General features: G+C 70.6%; 14 protein-coding genes. 2 read left to right on the top strand and 12 right to left on the bottom strand.

Annotated features, from left to right (window positions below):
* Nucleotides 1-11: 11 nt before the first annotated feature.
* Genes AC21LY_RS08180 through AC21LY_RS08165 form a run of 4 tightly spaced genes read right to left on the bottom strand, consistent with a single transcriptional unit; the run spans nucleotide 12 to nucleotide 6574 of the window.
* Nucleotides 12-2177, bottom strand: a complete 2166-nt coding sequence (locus AC21LY_RS08180; protein ID WP_489045908.1) for a malate synthase G — start codon at nucleotides 2175-2177, stop codon at nucleotides 12-14.
* A 42-nt stretch (nucleotides 2178-2219) separates the two neighbouring features.
* A complete protein-coding gene (locus tag AC21LY_RS08175; protein WP_489045907.1) occupies nucleotides 2220-3935 on the bottom strand; it encodes an ATP-binding cassette domain-containing protein in 1716 nt (571 codons plus the stop codon).
* Nucleotides 3936-3942: 7 nt separating this feature from the next.
* The gene (locus tag AC21LY_RS08170; RefSeq protein ID WP_489045906.1) at nucleotides 3943-5169 is read right to left on the bottom strand and encodes a type III polyketide synthase; all 1227 of its coding nucleotides are present in this window, start codon (nucleotides 5167-5169) and stop codon (nucleotides 3943-3945) included.
* 10 nt (nucleotides 5170-5179) lie between these two features.
* Entirely contained in the window at nucleotides 5180-6574 is a 1395-nt protein-coding gene (locus AC21LY_RS08165; protein ID WP_489045988.1) for a fatty acid desaturase, read from the bottom strand.
* Between the two features lie 492 nt (nucleotides 6575-7066).
* Here AC21LY_RS08165 and AC21LY_RS08160 point away from each other — a divergent pair, with 492 nt between their 5' ends.
* Nucleotides 7067-7894 carry an LppX_LprAFG lipoprotein gene (locus tag AC21LY_RS08160; protein ID WP_489045905.1) on the top strand — a complete coding sequence of 276 codons (828 nt, stop codon included), beginning with the start codon at nucleotides 7067-7069 and terminating at the stop codon, nucleotides 7892-7894.
* Nucleotides 7895-7973: 79 nt separating this feature from the next.
* On the opposite strand, the gene AC21LY_RS08155 is transcribed toward AC21LY_RS08160, so the two are convergent.
* From AC21LY_RS08155 to AC21LY_RS08120, 8 genes are all read right to left on the bottom strand, one after another.
* A complete protein-coding gene (locus AC21LY_RS08155; protein ID WP_489045904.1) occupies nucleotides 7974-8831 on the bottom strand; it encodes a 3-methyladenine DNA glycosylase in 858 nt (285 codons plus the stop codon).
* Nucleotides 8828-9901, bottom strand: a complete 1074-nt coding sequence (locus tag AC21LY_RS08150) for a hemolysin family protein (protein ID WP_489045903.1) — start codon at nucleotides 9899-9901, stop codon at nucleotides 8828-8830. The genes AC21LY_RS08155 and AC21LY_RS08150 overlap by 4 nt, the downstream gene beginning before the upstream one ends.
* Complete coding sequence (locus AC21LY_RS08145; protein ID WP_489045902.1) at nucleotides 9894-11237, bottom strand: hemolysin family protein; 1344 nt, start codon at nucleotides 11235-11237, stop codon at nucleotides 9894-9896. The genes AC21LY_RS08150 and AC21LY_RS08145 overlap by 8 nt, the downstream gene beginning before the upstream one ends.
* 134 nt (nucleotides 11238-11371) lie before the next feature.
* Entirely contained in the window at nucleotides 11372-12811 is a 1440-nt protein-coding gene (gene guaB1, locus AC21LY_RS08140) for a GMP reductase (protein ID WP_489045901.1), read from the bottom strand.
* 45 nt (nucleotides 12812-12856) lie between these two features.
* Nucleotides 12857-13348 (bottom strand): NINE protein, encoded by a 492-nt coding sequence (locus AC21LY_RS08135; protein ID WP_489045900.1) that lies wholly within the window; start codon nucleotides 13346-13348, stop codon nucleotides 12857-12859.
* 47 nt (nucleotides 13349-13395) lie between these two features.
* A complete protein-coding gene (locus AC21LY_RS08130) occupies nucleotides 13396-14337 on the bottom strand; it encodes a M56 family metallopeptidase (RefSeq protein WP_489045899.1) in 942 nt (313 codons plus the stop codon).
* A 21-nt stretch (nucleotides 14338-14358) separates the two neighbouring features.
* Nucleotides 14359-14745, bottom strand: coding sequence for a BlaI/MecI/CopY family transcriptional regulator (locus AC21LY_RS08125; RefSeq protein WP_489045898.1), 387 nt, complete (start codon nucleotides 14743-14745; stop codon nucleotides 14359-14361).
* 240 nt (nucleotides 14746-14985) lie between these two features.
* The gene (locus AC21LY_RS08120; protein ID WP_489045897.1) at nucleotides 14986-15213 is read right to left on the bottom strand and encodes a PspC domain-containing protein; all 228 of its coding nucleotides are present in this window, start codon (nucleotides 15211-15213) and stop codon (nucleotides 14986-14988) included.
* Nucleotides 15214-15312: 99 nt separating this feature from the next.
* Here AC21LY_RS08120 and AC21LY_RS08115 point away from each other — a divergent pair, with 99 nt between their 5' ends.
* Nucleotides 15313-15738: a PaaI family thioesterase gene (locus tag AC21LY_RS08115; RefSeq protein ID WP_489045895.1), complete on the top strand. Its 426-nt coding sequence runs from the start codon at nucleotides 15313-15315 to the stop codon at nucleotides 15736-15738.
* Nucleotides 15739-15807 lie beyond the last annotated feature (69 nt).

Raw genomic sequence — 15807 nt, 5'->3', positions numbered from 1 at the left:
GTCGGAACCGCTCAGCTGTTCGCGGCCTTGAACTCGCGACGGCGCGCGTGCAGGATCGGCTCGGTGTAGCCGTTCGGCTGGGTGCCGCCGAGCAGGATCAGGTCCTTCGCCGCCTGGAAGGCGATGTTGGAATCGAAGTCGGGCGCCAGCGGGCGGTAGTTCGGATCACCCGCGTTCTGCTGGTCGACGACGGGCGCCATGCGCTTGAGCGCGTCGACGACCTCGTCCTCGGTGACCACGCCGTGGCGCAGCCAGTTCGCGAGCAGCTGCGAGGAGATGCGCAGCGTGGCGCGGTCCTCCATGAGGGCCACGTCGTGGATGTCGGGCACCTTCGAGCAGCCGACGCCCGCGTCGATCCAGCGGACGACGTAGCCGAGGATCGACTGGGCGCTCTCGTCCAGCTCCTCACGCTTCTCCTCCTCGGTCCAGTTCGGGTTCGCGGCCAGCGGGATGGTCAGGATGTCGTCGACCGACGCCGGGTCCCGCTTGGCGATCTCGTTCTGCACCTCGAAGACGTCCACCAGGTGGTAGTGCAGGGCGTGCAGGGTCGCGGCCGTGGGCGAGGGCACCCACGCGGTGGTGGCGCCGGCCTTGGGCTGGGCGATCTTCTGCTCGAGCATCGCGGCCATCAGGTCGGGCATGGCCCACATGCCCTTGCCGATCTGCGCCTTGTGCTGCAGGCCGGCGTGCAGGCCCACGTCCACGTTGGAGTCCTCGTAGGCCTTGATCCAGGTCTGCGCCTTCATCTCGCCCTTGCGGACCACGGGGCCGGCCAGCATCGACGTGTGGATCTCGTCGCCGGTGCGGTCGAGGAAGCCGGTGTTGATGAACACCACGCGGTCGTTCGCGGCGGCGATCGCGGCCTTGAGGTTGACCGTGGTGCGGCGCTCCTCGTCCATGATGCCGACCTTGAGCGTGAGCGCGGGCAGGCCCAGCAGCTGCTCGACGCGGCTGAAGATCTCCGCGGTGAAGGCCACCTCCTCGGGGCCGTGCATCTTGGGCTTGACGATGTAGATCGAGCCGGTGCGCGAGTTCTTCTTCTCGCCCGACAGGCCGTGGATCGCGATGAGCGAGGTGACGATGCCGTCGAGGATGCCCTCGCCGATCTCCTGGCCGTCCAGCAGGATGGCGTCGGTGGTCATCAGGTGACCGACGTTGCGCACGAACAGCAGCGAGCGGCCGTGCAGCACCAGCTCGGAGCCGTCGGGAGCGGTGTACACGCGGTCGGGGTTGAGGGTGCGGGTGAAGGTCTTTCCGCCCTTCGACACCTCCTCCGCGAGGTCGCCCTTGTTCAGGCCCAGCCAGTTCCGGTAGCCCACGACCTTGTCGTCGGCGTCGACGGCCGCGACGGAGTCCTCGAAGTCCATGATCGTGGTGACCGCGGACTCGACCAGGACGTCCTTGATGCCGGCGGGATCGGTGGAGCCGATCGGCGAGGAGGGATCGACCTGGATCTCCAGGTGCAGGCCGTTGTGCCGCAGCAGCACGCCCGACGGGGCCGCCGCCTCACCCGTGTAGCCGGCGAAGACGGTGGGATCGGCGAGGGCGCAGGTCTTCTCGCCCTCGGTGATGACGAGGGCGCCGTCGACGACCGCGAGGCCCGTGACGTCGGTCCAGGAGCCCGACTCGAGCGGGACGGCCTTGTCGAGGAAGTCCTTGGCGAAGGCGATCACCTTGTCGCCGCGGACCTTGTTGTAGCCCTTGCCCTTCTCCGCACCGTCTGCCTCCGGGATGGCGTCGGTGCCGTACAGCGCGTCGTACAGCGAACCCCAGCGCGCGTTGGCGGCGTTGATCGCGAACCGCGCGTTGAGGACGGGCACCACCAGCTGCGGGCCGGCGGTCGAGGTGATCTCGGTGTCCACGTTCGACGTGGTGATCTCGCGGTCCTCCGGGACCGGCACGAGGTAGCCGATGTCGGTGAGGAACTGCTTGTACGCCGGGAAGTCCACGGGGCCGGGATTGGCGGTGTGGAACTCGTCGATCTTCGCCTGCAGCTCGTCGCGGGTCGCGAGCAGCGCCTTGTTCTTCGGCGCCAGATCCGCGATCAGCTCCGCCGCGCCGTTCCAGAAGGCATCCCGATCGACGCCCGTGCCCGGAAGCGCCTCGTCGTTGATGAAGTCGTAGAGGACCGTTGCGACCTCGAGGCCGGCGACGGATGTCCGGGCGGTGTCAACCATGTAGTACTTCAACCCCTTCGTAGCGCCTTACTTAGATGCTCATCAGGTTACTCCGCGGGTGATCGCCCCCGACGCCGGGACCACGTGGCCGAAGTCCAGCTTGACCAGCTGGTCTGCGCGATCGAAGTAGCGGTCGTCGTGGGTGATCACCACCACTGTCTTGCCGCGTGCCTTGAGGTCGCCCACGATCCGGTCGTAGAAGACCTCGCGGAACCTCGGATCCTGATCGGCGGCCCACTCGTCGAACAGGTAGACGGGCCGGTCCTCGAGCAGCGCGGTCAGCAGCGCGAGGCGCTTGCGCTGCCCCGTCGAGAGGGCCAGCGTCGAGAGCCGACCGTCCCGCACCGTCACGGCGTGCGCCAGTTCCAGGTCGTACAGCAGCCCCCGGACCCGGTCGTCCAGGTCGTCGGCCGCCAGGCCCAGGTAGTCGTCGAAGAGGTGGAAGTCGGAGAAGACCGCGGTCGTGTGCTGCCGGAACCACTCGGTGTTGTGCGGGCCCACGACCTCTCCGCCGATCCGGACCTCGCCGATCCGCGGCGCGTACAGCCCGCAGATCAGCTTCGCGAGTGTCGACTTCCCGCTGCCGTTGCCGCCGACCACGAAGGTGACCTCGCCGGGGCGCAGCGTCAGGTCGAGAGGGCCGAGCCGGAAGCCGTGCGGCATGCCCGGAAGCGGACCCTGCGGCGGGTGCGGCGGCGGGCCGCCGGGGCCGGGGCGGCCCGGCGGGCCGTGACCGGGCGGGGGTTCGGGAAGGTACTCGTAGCCCACGCCCCGCAGTTCGACGGTGCCGTCCGTCAGCGGCCGGTCGTCGAAGGGTAGGGCGGATTCGTCGCGCGGGGTCTCCAGCGAGAGGTCGAGCCCGCGGATCTTGGCCAGCGCGACGTCGCCGCGCAGCAGGTCGGGGATGCGGTGCATGAGGCTCTGCATGGGCATCGACAGGAAGGTCGTGACCAGCACGTAGCCGATCATCGTCTCCCGCGGCAGTTCCAGCGCGCGGGCAAGCACGAAGAGGATGAGCACCATGGTGCCGAGCTGCAGGATCTGGCCCAGCGCCTGCCCGCCGGCGAACCGCGTCCCGGCGGCGACGTGCTTGCCGCGCAGGTCCTCGGCAGTGCCGAGCAGCTTCCGGTCCAGGAAGTCCGCGCGCCGGCCGCGGTGCAGCTTGAGCTCCTTGATCCCGTGCGTGACCTCCTGGAAGGAGCCGATCAGGGCGTCGTCGAGCTCGCGGGCCCGGCGATAGGTCTCCCGGACCCGGCGCAGTACCGTCTCCACGCAGGCGATGCCGATGAGCGTGCCGCCGACGGAGACCGCGAACAGGGTGCCGGAGACGGTCGCCAGGTAGGTCAGTGCGCCGAGGATCGTCGCCAGGTCGATGCACAGCCCGGGAATGCCGGACACGGCCATCGACAGCGAGCGGACGTCCTCGGTCAGCGTGGCCAGCAACCGGTGATCGCCCAGCCGCTCGATGTGCTCGAGCGGCGCCGCGAGGACGCGCTGCGACAGGCGCGCCCGCAACCGGTACACGGCCGCCTGCGCGAGGTGCAGCAGGATCAGCTGCGAGACCACGCCCGCCACCACCACGACGACCGCGGTGAGCACGAACTGGGTCACCGTCACCGTCGGCATCGCGCCCGGCGCGACCAGGCCGTTGATGAGGGTGAGCAGGTAGGCGTTCGCGCCGCCGGCGACGAGGCCCGCGACCACCGCCCCGGCGATGGCCGCCGGCGAGATGGAGAGCAGGAACTTGAGGAGCTTCACGGCGCGCTCATTCGCCGGTGATGACGTCGAAGAGGAAGCCCTCCACCGTCACCCCCGGTGCGAAGGAGAAGGCCATGCCCGTGCTCGGGGCGGCGCCGGCACCGTCGGAGACCTGTGCGAGGAGGCGCTCGAGGACGAAGAGGAGCGAGACACTGAGCATGTTGCCGTGCTCGGCGAGCACGTCCCAGCTCAGGTGTGAGGCCTCGTCGGGCAGGCCGAGTGCGGCGGCCGCGGACTCGATGATCTTCGGGCCGCCGGGGTGGATCGCCCAGTGCGCGATCGCCTCCCGGCCGAGCCCGTTGCGCTCGAGCACCCCGTCGATCACCGGCGCGACGCCGTTCACGATGTACTGCGGCAGCGACTCGGCCAGCTCGCAGGTGATGCCGTTGGCGTTGACGCCGAGCACGATGCCGTCCTCGGCACCGTCGAGCAGGTGGCTGAAGGTGTCGCGCACGACGATCCGGCCGGCGGGCAGCGGATGCCCGACCTCGCTCGCGCCGATGACCGCGGCGCCGCAGCCGTCGGCGAAGAGGCTGGAGATGACCACGTCGTTCGGGTCGCCGGAGAAGACGGCGTTCACCGAGCTCAGCTCCAGGCAGATCATCAGCGACTTGCGGTCGGGATGGGCGCGGACGTAGTCGGTGGAGACGCGCAGGGCGTTCATCGCGGCAGCGCAGCCCATGAAGTTGATGACCACGCGGCCTGTCTGCGGCGCGAGGCCGAGGGCGCGGATCACGGCTACGTCGACGCCGGGGGCGAGGAAGCCGGTGCTGGTGACGAACACCAGCTGGCCGACCTCGGCCGGGTCGAGGTCGCCGAGCGCGCGGCGGGCCGTCTCGATCGCGAGCGGCGCGGCGTGCTCGTAGAACAGGTCCATCCGCTCGCGGACGGTGTCGGGGCGGGCGCTGAACGCCGCGAACTCGGGCGTCAGCGGGTCGATCGCCAGATGCCGCTGCGCGACCCGCGTCTTGGCGTAGACGCGCCGGATCCGCTCGGCCTGGCGCGGGTCGTCGAACCGCGCGGCCACCCGGTCGGCGGATGCGGCCTGGTCGTGGACCTGCACGGGGGAGCCGGTCGCCAGGGACTCGATCACCGCGACCGTGGTCGGCGGGGACGGCGGGGACCCCAGCCAGGCGAGGGTCCTGCCCGACGGGACCTCGGCGCCCGCGCCGACCCCGACGAAGGCCCCGGGGGAGCTCTGCGGCAGGACGGTCTGCTGCTCCGTGGTGTTCATGGTGATCTCCTTACACCGTGCCGATGCCGGTGAAACCGGCGACGACGTACGAGCCCGAGGTCTTGAGCGCCTGGGGCGAGAAGTGTTCGCGGAAGAATCCGTGACCCTGTTCCTGCGCGGGCCGGGCCTTGCTGCCGAGGAAGGTGCGCACCTGGTCGGGCAGGCGGTCGAAGAAGAAGCTGCGCCGCGGCAACCACTCGACGCCGAACTTCGCGGCCTCCTCCGCCATCAGGTCCTCGGTCGCGATGTTCGCGAAGCCGCTGCGCTGGTACGGGAGGACGTGGTGCACGCGGTGGCTCGACAGGCCGGCCGAGAGGAAGCAGTCGACGTAGCGGTTGCCCGATATCCACAGGTCGTAGGCCTGATTGAGCTGGTTCACGGCCCAGTCCTCGGTCTCGACCTCGGGGAGCTCGTCGACGTCGGTCTCGAAGTCGTGGCTCGCGACCACGAGGAAGGTGCTCACCCACAGCACGGCGACGAACTGCGCCACCCACGCCCAGATGTCGCCGAGGAAGAGGAACAGGAAGAACTCGCCGATCAGCAGCGCACGCATCGCGAAGGCACCGATGAAGTGGGGGAGCGCGCCGCGCAGCGAGCCGTACATGTCGGCCACGCCCACCTGCCGGGTGAGCTTGACGATCTCGCACAGGCGCATCGTCATGCCCGTCGCGGTGTGCCCGAACTTGTGCAGGGTGTGGATCGGGACCCGGTACCAGCGCGGGATATCCATCATCATGGTGAAGACGTTCTTCTTGATGTCCACCTCGCTCTGCGTGTGCGGGTGATGCAGCAACGCGTGCCCGTCGGCGGTGACGAAGGACAGCGCGACGTAGTTGATGTCGAAGGCGTTGACCAGGACCTTCGTCGCGCCCTTCTGCGCCCGGTGGATCGCGTAGTGGCCGAAACCGGCCAGGGAGCTGCGTAGGACGACCATGAGCAGCACGAACAGCCAGATCGGCATCCACGACGGGACGCCGAGCCGGGTCGCGATCACCGCGACATAGGCCACGGCCAGTACTGCGGCCACGATGTTGAACCAGCGGTCCATCCGCTTCACGCGCGCCTTCATCGCCGGCTCGCGCAGCCGCGCCTTCACCGCGTGGAGCAGGTCCTTCGGATCGTCGAACCGGTATCGCGGGGTGTCGCGCCAGCTGTCGAAGCCCTCCTTGAAGAGGAAGGCGGGAGCGTTGTTCTTCGGGTGCACATCCTCGATCAGGGCGTCGCGGTCGAGGGCGAAGCGCTGGAGCATCTTCTCGATCTTCTCGGGATTCGCGTGATACGAGCCGATGATCGAGGTGATGTCACGATTCTTCGAGCGCCCGATGAAGAATTCCCCGCCCGGGTGCTTGTTGATCCATTCCGAGAGATCGTAGGCGCGGCCCTTGTAGACCCACACGTTCGACAGTTGCGGTCCGCCGCCGGGGCCGGGCCCGCGGCCGAGGTCGCGGGGGCCGGGGTCGCCGGTGGTGTCGAAATCGCGGCCGCGGGGGCCCGCGGGACGCCGGCCCGGGTCGCGTGGATCCGGGTCGGACGCGCCGTCGCTGCCTGGGCTGTCGCCGCGCCCCGGGTCGGCGATGCGCTCGAGATCGCGGGGGCCGGGATCGGCCGCGCCGCGCTCGGCGGACGCCGGTGGCGGGGTGGGATTGATCGACACTTCTCGTTCCTCCTGAGTACTGCCGGATTCGGCGGTCACGTAGACCGTCTCCGGTCACGCTAATGGATCGCTGAAGGGGCGCTTGCTGCTACCACGTACTGTCCGTTTTGTCGGGAAATCGGGCGGAAGAATGCTTCGAAGGACCGCGGTACTCATGCATACTTCTTCCGTGAGGGCGGGGCTTCCGTCCTTCATTGAAGCCCCGGGCGATCGGCGCCCGGACAGATTCCAGGGGGGAACCCAATGAACCTCAAGGCATCACGGGCGGCGATCGCCCTGCTCGCCGCCGGTGCGCTGGTGCTCACCGGTTGCGCGGACAAGAAGTCCGACGACGGCGGCGCCACGACCGCCACGTCCGCCGCCGCGGGCGCGAGCGGCGCGTCGGGCGCACCGTCGGCCCCGCCGTCCGTCGACGCGAACGGCCTGCCCACCGCCCAGATCGTGCAGGACGCGGCGCTCGCCACGCGGGAGACCTACTCCGAGCACCTGACGCTCACCGTCGACAAGGGCATCCAGGGCCTGCCGGTGACCAGCGTGACCGGCGACATCATCTCCTTCAAGGACACCAAGCGGGTCGCCGCGCAGGGCGAGGCCAACGTCCGCGTCCAGGACAACTACGTGCAGACGAAGTTCGTCGTCGTCGACGGTGTGCTCTACGCCAACCTCGGCGGCGCGAAGTACCAGCCCATGGGCAAGGCGGGCGAGAAGGGCGTCTACGACCCCGCGATCATCCTGGACCTGGACAAGGGGCTCGCGAAGATCCTCGACTCCATGAAGGACACGAAGGTCGCCGGTAAGGACACGGTGAACGGCCTCAAGACCGTCAAGGTCACCGGCACCGTCAGCACGCAGGTCCTCGACCCGCTGCTGCCGCAGATCACCGACATCGCCACGCGCGGCAACGCGGGCACGTCGCTGCCCATCACGGTCTGGATCGTCTTCGACGCGTCGGCGAACCCGATGCCGAAGCCGAACGTCACGCGCATGGAGATCAAGCTCAAGGAGCTGCCGATCACCCTGAACCTCACCGAGTTCGGCAAGGACGTGAAGATCACCAAGCCGGCCACCTAGGCGGCACGCACGCGGGAGTACGGGGCCCGGCGGACTTCGGGGGGAGTCCGCCGGGCCCCGTCGTATCCCGGGCGGGCGATCAGGGCCAGGCGCGGACCGTCTCCAGCAGACGCGCCCTGATCGGCGCGGCGCGGCGCGCCAGCGCGGCCTGCTGCCGGGCGTACTCGCGGCGCCCGTCGGCGGTCTCGATCGGGACGGGCTCGAAGCCGTGCGCGGCGAGATCGTAGGGACTGGCCCGCATATCGAGTTCCCGGGCGTCGCGGGCCAGGTCGAAGGCGTCGGCCACCAGGTCCGACGGTGCGCCGGGCGTCAGTTTGAAGGCCCACTTGTACAGATCCATCCCGGCGTGCAGGCAGCCCGGCTGCTCGGAGTCCACCTGGCTCTCGCGCGTGAGCTCGGTGGCGTTGCGCCGCACCGCGTCGGGCGTGAAGAACCGGAAGGCGTCGTAGTGGGTGCAGCGCAGGCTCCCCGCGCGGACCACCTCGTCGGTGCCCGCCGGGCCCAGGCGCAGCGGCACCGGATGCCGCGCCTGGTCCGCCTCGCGGTAGACCATCGCCCATTCGTGCAGGCCGAAACAGCCGAAGACGGGCGCGCGCGAGGCGGTGGCCGCGAGCAGGCGCTCCACGTACGCCGCGGTGCCGGCGCGCTTGGCCAGCGCCGCCGGGTCCGCCCGGACCCGCGTGCCGGTCACCACGTAGCCGCGGGCGCCGGCGTACTCCGCGGCCGCGCGCGGCCCGTCGAGTTCGACGCCGAGTCCCGGATGCCAGCGCAGCAGGTGCGCGGGCCGGTGCCCGTAGTACGTGAACAGGAAGTCCCAGACGGGATGCTTCTCGCCGCGGGCGGCGCGCCGGCGGTGCTCGTCGACGAAGGGCGTCAGGCGGTCCCGGTGGGCGGCGGCGCGGGCCTCCCACTCGGCGTCCGAGAGGACCTCCGTCACACCCGGTGGGTCCCGTCGCGGACGGTGCCGACGAACTCCTCGACCACGTCCTCCAGGGCGACGATGCCGATGGTGCGACCGTGATCGTCGGCCACGGCCGCGAGATGGCCGCCGAGGCGGCGCAGGTCACCGGCCGCCTGGTCCAGCGACAAGCTCCCGTCGACCACCGGCAGCGGGCGGATGCGGCTCGCGCCGATCACGGACTCGGGCCCGACGGCGGCGTCCATGATGTCCGGCAGCACGTCCTTGACGTGCAGGTATCCGGTGAAGGCGCCCGATCGGCTGCGCACGGGGTAGCGGGAGTAGCCGGTCTCGGCGACGGCGGACTCGATATCGCCGAGGGTCGGCCCCCACGTGCCGTTGGTGCCCTGGACCGCCTGCAGCCCGCGGATCTTGGTCAGCGGGATCGCGACGTCGGCGACCGTGCGCCGCGAGGTCTGCAGGGCGCGCGTGAGCCGCACCCGCTCCTCGGCGTCGATCAGGCCCTCGTCGTGCGACTCGGCGATCAGCTCGCTCAGCTCGCCCGCCGAGACGGTGCTCTCCAGTTCGTCACGGGGCTCGACACCGCCGGCGCGGAGCACCAGCATCGCGAGCCAGTTGTAGACCGCGATGAGCGGGCGCACCAGCCGGACGAAGGCCACGTGCGGCGGCACCAGCAGCATCGCGGCGGCCTCGGGCCCGGCCAGCGCGATGTTCTTCGGCACCATCTCGCCGAGCAGGATGTGCAGGATCACGACCAGCCCCAGCGAGACCGTGAAGGAGATCGGGTGCAGCAGCGCGTCCGGCACGTGCGCCCAGGCCAGCGGCTTCTCCAGGACGTGCGCGATCGCGGGCTCGCCGACCTTACCGAGCAGGATCGAGCAGATCGTGATGCCGAGCTGGCAGCCCGCCAGCATCAGCGAGAGGTTCTCCGCCGCCTTGATCACGGCCTTCGCGCTCGACCGTCCCTGTTCCACGAGGGCCTCGAGGCGGTCGCGCCGCGCGGCGATGAGTGCGAACTCGGCGGCCACGAAGAAGGCGTTCGCGGCGAGCAGCAGGACGGTCAGGGCCACGCCCAGGAGGTCATTCATGGGTCACCTCCACCAGGTCGACGCGGCGGCCGTCCATCCGGGCCACCCGGGCCGACCAGTGCACGGTTCCGGTCTCCTCCTCGTCCACGGACGGGTGGTTCGGCAGCGGCACGCGGTCGCCGACCGCCGGGATCCGGCCCAGCAGGAACATCACCAGGCCGCCGAGCGTGTCGTAGTCGCCCTCGGGGGCGCGGTACCCGGTGTCGCGTTCGAGTTCGTCGATGCGCAGGAGGCCCGCGCACAGGAAGCCGTCCTCGGTGCGCTGCACGTCGACCGGCTCGTTCTCGTCGTGCTCGTCGCGGACGTCACCGACGATCTCCTCGATCAGGTCCTCGACGGTGACGATCCCGGCGGAGCCGCCGTACTCGTCGACCACGAGCGCCATCTGCAGGCCGTTCGCGCGCAGCTGCTCCATCAGCGCGTCACCGTCGAGGGTGGCGGGAACGACGGGGGCCGCGGTGGCGATCTCGGCGACCGTCACGGTCGCGCGACGGTCCGCGGGCACCGTCAGCGCCTGCTTGACGTGCACCAGCCCGATCGTGTCGTCCAGGTCGCCCCGGACGACGGGGAACCGGGAGTGCCCGGACTCGATGGACAGGGCCACCAGATCGGCGACGGTGTCCTCCGCGTCCAGGGAGTGGATCCGCTGCCGCGGGGTCATGAGTTCCTCCGCGCTGAGCTCGCCGAATTCGAGCGAGCGGCCCACGAGCTCGGCGGTCATCTCGTCGATGGCGCCGTGCGCGGCGGAGTTGCGCACCAGCGCGCTGAGCTCCTGCGCCGACCGCGCCGAACTGAGTTCCTCCGCGGGCTCGATGCCCAGGCGGCGGACCAGCGCGTTCGCGGAGCGGTTGAGGAAGCTGATGGCGAAGCGGAAGGTGGACGAGAAGAGCGACTGCGCACCCGCCGTGAGCCGCGCCGTCTGCAGCGGCCGGGCGATGGCGAGGTTCTTCGGCGCCAGCTCGCCCAGCACCATCGACAGCGAGGTCGCGATGATCAGCGCCAGGACCAGCGTGAGCGCGGTCGACCAGACCTCCGGCATGCCGGTCCAGGCCAGGGCGGGGTGCAGGAACTTCGAGAGGACGGGCTCGGCGAGGTAACCGGTCACCAGGGTGGTGATGGTGATGCCGAGCTGGGCGCCCGAGAGCTGGAAGGACAGAGTGCGGTGCGCGTTCTGGACCTGCTTGGACCTGCGGTCGCCGCGGTCGCGCACGTTCGCGTCCACCGTCGACTTCTCGAGCGCGGTCAGCGAGAACTCCGCCGCCACGAACAGCGCGGTACCCAGGGTCAGTGCGAGGAAGCCGACGATCGCGCCGATCGTGATCAGCGCGCTAGCCATCGGCTCGCCTCCTCGACGTGGTCGCTCCGTGCTCTCGTCGTCGGCGGCGTTTGCCGGGTCTTCGGGGTTTCATGATCCTTTCCAGGGTCGTCGGAAGCGGTGAGATGCATCCTACCGACGATCGGGCGAATTGCTCACCAACCGCCGGGGAGCGGCCGGCCCTCGGCGAAGCCCGCGGCGCTCTGCACGCCGACGGTGGCCTTGGCGTGGAACTCCGGCACGGTGCGGGCGCCGGCGTAGGTGAACGAGCTCCGGACGCCGGAGGTGATGCGGTCCAACAGGTCCTCGACGCTCGGGGCCTCGGGGTCGACGCGGATCCGCGAGCTGGAGATGCCCTCCTCGAAGAGCGACTTGCGGGCGCGGTCGAAGGCGCCCTCGCCGGCGGTGCGGGCCGCGACCGCCCGCTTCGAGGCCATGCCGAAGCTCTCCTTGTAGGCGGAGCCGTCGGTGGCGTACTTCATGTCGCCGGGCGACTCGTAGGTACCGGCGAACCAGGAGCCGACCATGACGTTGGAGGCGCCGGCCGCCAGGGCCAGCGCGACGTCGCGCGGGTGCCGCACGCCGCCGTCGGCCCAGACGTGGGCGCCCAGCTCGCGGGCGGCGGCCGCGCAGTCCAGCACCGCGCTGAACTGGGGCCGGCCCACACCGGTCATCATGCGGGTGGTGCACATCGCGCCGGGCCCCACGCCGACCTTGACGATGCTCGCGCCGGCGTTGACCAGGTCGCGGGCACCCTCGGCGGCGACCACGTTGCCGGCCGCGAGCGGCAGGCCGAGGTCGAGCGCGGCGACGGCCTCGAGGGCGTCGAACATCTTCGCCTGGTGGCCGTGCGCGGTGTCCACCACCAGCACGTCGGCGCCGGCCTCGGCGAGCGCGCGGGCCTTGGCGGCCACGTCGCCGTTGATGCCGACGGCGGCGGCGATCCGGAGCTTGCCGGCACCGTCGACCGCGGGGGTGTAGATGCCCGCGCGGACGGTGCCGGTGCGGGTGAGGACGCCGTGCAGGCGGTCGTCGGCGTCGACGAGGACGGCGAGGTCGGAGTGGTTCCGATCGAGCAGGTCGAAGACCGCCTCGGGGGCGGTGCCGGCCGCGGCGCGGACGAAGGAGGTGGCCATCACATCGCGCAGGCGGGCGAACCGGTCGACGCCCTCGCAGGCCGCGGCCGTGACGAGTCCGACGGGGCGGCGGTCCTCGTCGATCACCACGACCGCGCCGTGCGCGCGCTTGGGCAGCAGCGCGACGGCGTCGCTCACGGAGTCCTCGGCGCTGAGCGTGACCGGGGTGTCGGCGACGAGGTCGCGGCTCTTGACGTACGCGATGGTCTCCGCGGCCGCCTGCAGCGGCAGGTCCTGCGGGAGGACGACGATGCCGCCGCGGCGCGCGACCGTCTCCGCCATCCGGCGGCCGGCGACCGCCGTCATGTTGGCGACGATCAGCGGGATCGTGGTGCCCGTGCCGTCGTCCGACGACAGGTCCACGTCGAATCGGGAGGTGACGTCCGACCTGTTCGGGACGAGGAAGACATCGTCGTAGGTCAGGTCGTACTGCGGGCGGCTATCAGGAAGGAACTGCACGTGTGGTCATGCTAGCGCACGCGCGGCCGGAGTCGGGCATCGGCGTCAGGACCGGAGCACGCGGCCCTGCGCGTCCCGCACCGAGCCGGTGAGCATCATGATCGCGTCGACCAGCGCCCAGATGCCGCCGGACATCCAGAACAGCATCGCGATCAGCATGCCGATGCCGAAGGTGACGAAGCCCAGGAGGAAGAAGAACCACCCCGCCAGGTGCAGGGCGAGCTGGATCGAGCCGATGAGGCCGTAGCCCAGGTAGAACCGGCCCACGCCGAGGCCGCCGAGGAAGAGCTGCAGGAGTCCGGCGGCGACCTTCGACTTGTCGGAGAGGGGCAGCCCGGTGGCCGGGTCCACGGCGTAACCGTAGCCGCCGGCGACGCCGTAACCGGGCTGGGCGTAGGCCTGCTGCGGGTAGGGCTGCTGGGGATGGCCCTGCTGCGGATACGCCGGATACGCGGGTTGCTGGGTCTCGTACTGGTACGGCTGGAGCTGCTGGCCGTAGGGCTGCTGGTACTGGTACTGCTGCTGCGGATCGGTCATGATGGTCCTCCTCGTGTCCCCCGGAGCGACCAGATTAACCGGTGCGGTCAGCGCATGACGAGGCGGTAGATCTCGGTGAGCCAGGGGACCGCGACCGCGACCGTCGGGACCACCAGGATCAGGCCCGCGAGGAGGTAGACCGCGGCGCTGAAGAGGTTGCTGGCCGGGGGCATCGACAGCCGCTCCACCCGGACGACGGTGCCGGTGGCGCCGACCGCGAGCGCGCCCCGGGGCGCGGGGCTCTGGGCGCAGGTGACCAGGGCATTGGCGAGGGGGACGGGTCCGGCGGCGGCCACCGCCTCGTCGTCCGCGAGCAGTTCGACGAGCAACTTGACCGCGTCCAGCGCCGTCGAGGAGCGGACGACCGTGGGGAAGGCGTGGTGCACGGCGGTGAAGGCCTCGAGCACCAGGTCGTGCCGCGAGCGCAGGTGGGCGCGCTCGTGCGCCAGCACCGCGGTGAGCTCCTCGTGGCTGAGCCTGGTCAGGGTGCCGACGCTGAGCACCACTCGCTGGCGGATGCCGGGCAGGCAGTAGGCGAGCGGCTGGTCGACGGCGAGCACCCGCAGGTCCGCGGCGGAGACGGGGTGGTCACCGTCGACCGCCTGCGACAGGATGTCGACGACGGTGCGGTGCCGGGCGCGGCGCCGGCGGGTGCGGACCGCCAGGCGAACGGTGGAGGTGATGAGCCGGGCGCCGACCAGCAGGGTGAGCGCGAAGGCGACGACGGCGACGATCCAGGGGACCACCCCGAGCTGGCGGATCTCGTCGATCGGGTTGGTGGTGGGCCTGCCGTCGGCGCCGGGGACGAGCAGGCGGCTGGCGATCACCAGGCCGGCGCTGAAGGCGGACAGCACGGCGGCGAGCGCGATCGCCTGCCACAGGACGAGGGCCGCCCGCGGCGCGCGCAGCGGCCAGGCGGCGCGGGAGAGCCACGCGGGCACCGGCCCCGCGAGCAGCAGGGCCAGCGCTCCGAAGATGAAGGCCGCCATGGTGACGAGCCTACTGGTTGATCAGGACTCGGCGCGACGAGCGGCGTCGCCGCCTTCGAGCTTGGCCAGGGCGCGGCGCAGGGCCTGGGCCTCGTCGGCGCCCACGCGCTCGACGAAGTGCACGAGCGCGGCCTCGCGGGAACTCTCGGCCTGGGCCAGGGCGTCGAACATCAGATCGGCGACGAGTTCCTCGCGGCCGAAGCTGGCGGCGTAGCGGTGGGCGCGGTCGGTACGGATCTGGCTGACCAGCTTCTTCTTGGCCAGACGCTGCAGCACAGTCATCACGGTGGTGTACGCGAGTTCGCGGTCGGCGGCCAGCGATTCGTGCACCTGTCGCACGGTCTGCGGTTCCGTGGACGCCCAGAGATGGTCCATGACCGCGCGTTCGAGATCTCCCAATGCCGCCATTGCTCTGATTCTACTCGGCATGGCCCGCATCGCTACGACGGCGTGTCGTAATCCACGCCACATCGATGAGGGCTTGCTAAGTTAGGCGAGCCTGTCCTAGAGTAGATCGTGTCGCCGAGAGCGACGAACGAACCACATCGGACCGTGACGCGAACTGAGGGCTGCAGTGATCCGCCGGTCTGTGCCACGGCGGGTCCGGGGGATGGCTGAGCCCCCGGACCCGCCGATTACTTTCCACCGTCAGTCCTTCGGCATCACGAGCCACAGCAGCAGGTACAGCAGGAACTGCGGTCCGGGCAGCAGGCAGGAGACGACGAAGAGGACGCGCACCAGCGTCACGTCGATGCCGAAGTAGCGGGCGATACCCGCGCAGACGCCGCCCATCCAGTTGTTCTGGAGGTCGCGGCTGAAGCGCTTGCGGGGCGCGGGGATGTACGGGGTCTGGGTGAAGGGCGAGTTCTCGGTCATGTCTCCACCCTGCCCGCCGCCGGCGTCCGCGCGCATCGGGGTCAACCCCGAATCCGGCCCGGAGATCGGGCCCCGCGGGCACCGTCCTACTGTGTGGCTATGACGCAACCCACACCCGGACAGCAGCAGGTCATCGACGCGATCCTGGCCGGCGGCACCGCCGGCTTCGATTCGCTTCTCGGCCTGCAGTACACCGCGATCACCCCGGACCGCGTCGAGGCGACGCTCACGCTGCGCCCCGAGCTGCACCAGCCCTTCGGCATCACCCACGGCGGCGTGTACTGCTCGATCGTGGAGTCGGTGGCCAGCGTCTCCGGCGAGGTCTGGCTCGGCGGCAGCGGGCACGTGGTCGGCGTCAACAACAACACCGACTTCCTGCGCGCCCTCTCCAGCGGTGTGCTGTCCGTCCGGTCCACCCCGATCCACCGCGGCCGGCGCCAGCAGCTCTGGCTCGTCGAGATCGACGGGGAGGACGGCAGGACCGTCGCGCGCGGGCAGGTGCGGCTGCAGAACATCGAGGCCTGAGAGCGCCGGAACGCGAGGAGCGGGGGGGGAAAAAAAGAGGGGGGGGCGGGTCATTGTTCTTGGTTGGTG

This window comes from Tsukamurella sp. II2bb (genome assembly GCF_057815145.1).
Note: the sequence above shows the minus strand (reverse complement) of the source record. Positions and strands in the feature narration are given on the sequence as shown.

What these genes read in the sequence shown, in the direction of transcription:
- AC21LY_RS08180 (WP_489045908.1), bottom strand. Translation starts at nt 2,177, where the DNA reads ATGGTTGACACCGCCCGGACATCCGTCGCCGGCCTCGAGGTCGCAACG.
- AC21LY_RS08170 (WP_489045906.1), bottom strand. Translation starts at nt 5,169, where the DNA reads ATGAACACCACGGAGCAGCAGACCGTCCTGCCGCAGAGCTCCCCCGGG.
- AC21LY_RS08160 (WP_489045905.1), top strand. Translation starts at nt 7,067, where the DNA reads ATGAACCTCAAGGCATCACGGGCGGCGATCGCCCTGCTCGCCGCCGGT.
- AC21LY_RS08150 (WP_489045903.1), bottom strand. Translation starts at nt 9,901, where the DNA reads ATGAATGACCTCCTGGGCGTGGCCCTGACCGTCCTGCTGCTCGCCGCG.
- AC21LY_RS08145 (WP_489045902.1), bottom strand. Translation starts at nt 11,237, where the DNA reads ATGGCTAGCGCGCTGATCACGATCGGCGCGATCGTCGGCTTCCTCGCA.
- AC21LY_RS08135 (WP_489045900.1), bottom strand. Translation starts at nt 13,348, where the DNA reads ATGACCGATCCGCAGCAGCAGTACCAGTACCAGCAGCCCTACGGCCAG.
- AC21LY_RS08130 (WP_489045899.1), bottom strand. Translation starts at nt 14,337, where the DNA reads ATGGCGGCCTTCATCTTCGGAGCGCTGGCCCTGCTGCTCGCGGGGCCG.
- AC21LY_RS08125 (WP_489045898.1), bottom strand. Translation starts at nt 14,745, where the DNA reads ATGGCGGCATTGGGAGATCTCGAACGCGCGGTCATGGACCATCTCTGG.
- AC21LY_RS08120 (WP_489045897.1), bottom strand. Translation starts at nt 15,213, where the DNA reads ATGACCGAGAACTCGCCCTTCACCCAGACCCCGTACATCCCCGCGCCC.
- AC21LY_RS08115 (WP_489045895.1), top strand. Translation starts at nt 15,313, where the DNA reads ATGACGCAACCCACACCCGGACAGCAGCAGGTCATCGACGCGATCCTG.